Origin of the sequence: Pontibacterium sp., from assembly GCF_041587635.1 — a bacterium.
Taxonomy (GTDB): domain Bacteria; phylum Pseudomonadota; class Gammaproteobacteria; order Pseudomonadales; family Balneatricaceae; genus Pontibacterium.
On record NZ_JBFGYC010000718.1, the window covers coordinates 1 to 1,559 of the forward strand.

The following is a 1,559-nucleotide window of genomic DNA, read 5'->3' on the forward strand; positions in this document are numbered from 1 at the left end:
ATTGCGATAATTTACAAATTATTCCTGCAACCTTTTCATCATCTCGTCACATTGACAGGAACAAAGCTCCATCTGCTTAAATATCAACCCGTTAGCCCACCTGGACTCACCGAACATTCATGCCGCATACGCAAAAAGTATGATCCCGAGATTGTCGACAACACTTAACTTTCGGGGGGATGATTTTAGGTAGAATTCGCCACGCCAATCAATAATCGTGACCTGTCGGTATACCACACAAGACGGAAAAATCCGCCACGTGGTGACAACAGATGAGGGCGTAACCGTGCTTGAAGCTTATCGTAAACATGTAGAAGAACGCGCCGCTGAAGGCGCGCCAGTAAAACCACTGAATGCTAATCAAACAGCCGCTCTGGCAAGCTACTGAAGAACCCGCCTGCTTACGAAGAAGCATTTACCCTGGACCTATTGGAAAATCATGTTCCTGCCGGTGTTGAGCAGACTGCGTATGTTAAAGCAGGCTTTCTGGCCGCTATCGCTAAAGGCGAGACAGCATCCCCACAGATTGATAATGTAAAAGCTGCAGAGCAACTGGGCACCATGCTCGGAGGTTACAACATCCAGCCTCTTATTGCTGCTCTGAATGTCGACGCTCTGGCTCCAACTGCGGTTAAATCACTGCCCCACACTCTGCTGATGCTTGATGCATACCATGACGTTAATGTGAACGTCTGAGGCGGGTAACGCACATGCGAAACAAGCTCTTAAATCATTGGCTAATGCTGAGCAGCCTGAAATTACTGAAAAGATCACTGTTTCCGTTTTCAAGGCAACCTGTGAAACTAACACTGACGACCTGCCACCAGCACCGTACGCATTACCCGTCCAGATATCCCACTGCATGCCAATGCAATGCTGAAGATGGCACCTGATGGAATCACTCCTGAGAAGCATGGTTCTTCAGGCCCGCTGAAGCAAATCGAAGAAGTTAAAGCGAAAGCCCCCTCTGAAGCATCCATAAATGATGTTGTAAGTACAGGCTCCTCGCGTAAGTCCGTAACCAACCCTGTTGGGTTTTCGCGATTTTAAGAGCTCAATACAGAACAATGCCAATTAAGAAAGTGAGCTGATCGACCAGGAGGCGCGGGGCATACTACTGACATACAACGTTATCCGAAGAGAGGCCAGTCAAGCGGCTTTGATAATTACTTCTCTGGTAGTTGATATAAATTTATCAGATACCAAATTTAAAGCTGTCTAACAGCGTATTGCTGTACAGGTAATAGTAGTGACTGGTGCACAAGCCGTATCAGGGACAGGGAGGCGATTGGCGAAGTTTTTATGGCCTGTAGGTTCAGAGAAAAACCCGGCTTACAATACTTTAAAACACCTTTGTTCAGAATGAGCAAACTAACCCACAAACAAAAAAGCCCTGAGTAATCAGGGCTTTTTGTTAGTCACGTTATCAGTGATTAGATACGTGCAGCTGGGATCGCCTGAGGAGCTACGCTCAGATCTTCGCTTGGTGGAGTGAAAGTAGTCAGGTTGATACCCTCAACGGCGTCTTTGTACTCTTCCAGAGTCGGGAAGCGACCCAG

At 47.1% G+C, this 1,559-nt stretch carries 1 pseudogene; it reads left to right on the top strand.

What is annotated here, in order from left to right:
• Positions 1–286: 286 nt before the first annotated feature.
• A pseudogene (locus ABYW01_RS21100) lies at positions 287–1,032 on the top strand (aconitate hydratase B); the annotation flags it as partial.
• Between the last annotated feature and the right edge of the window lie 527 nt (positions 1,033–1,559).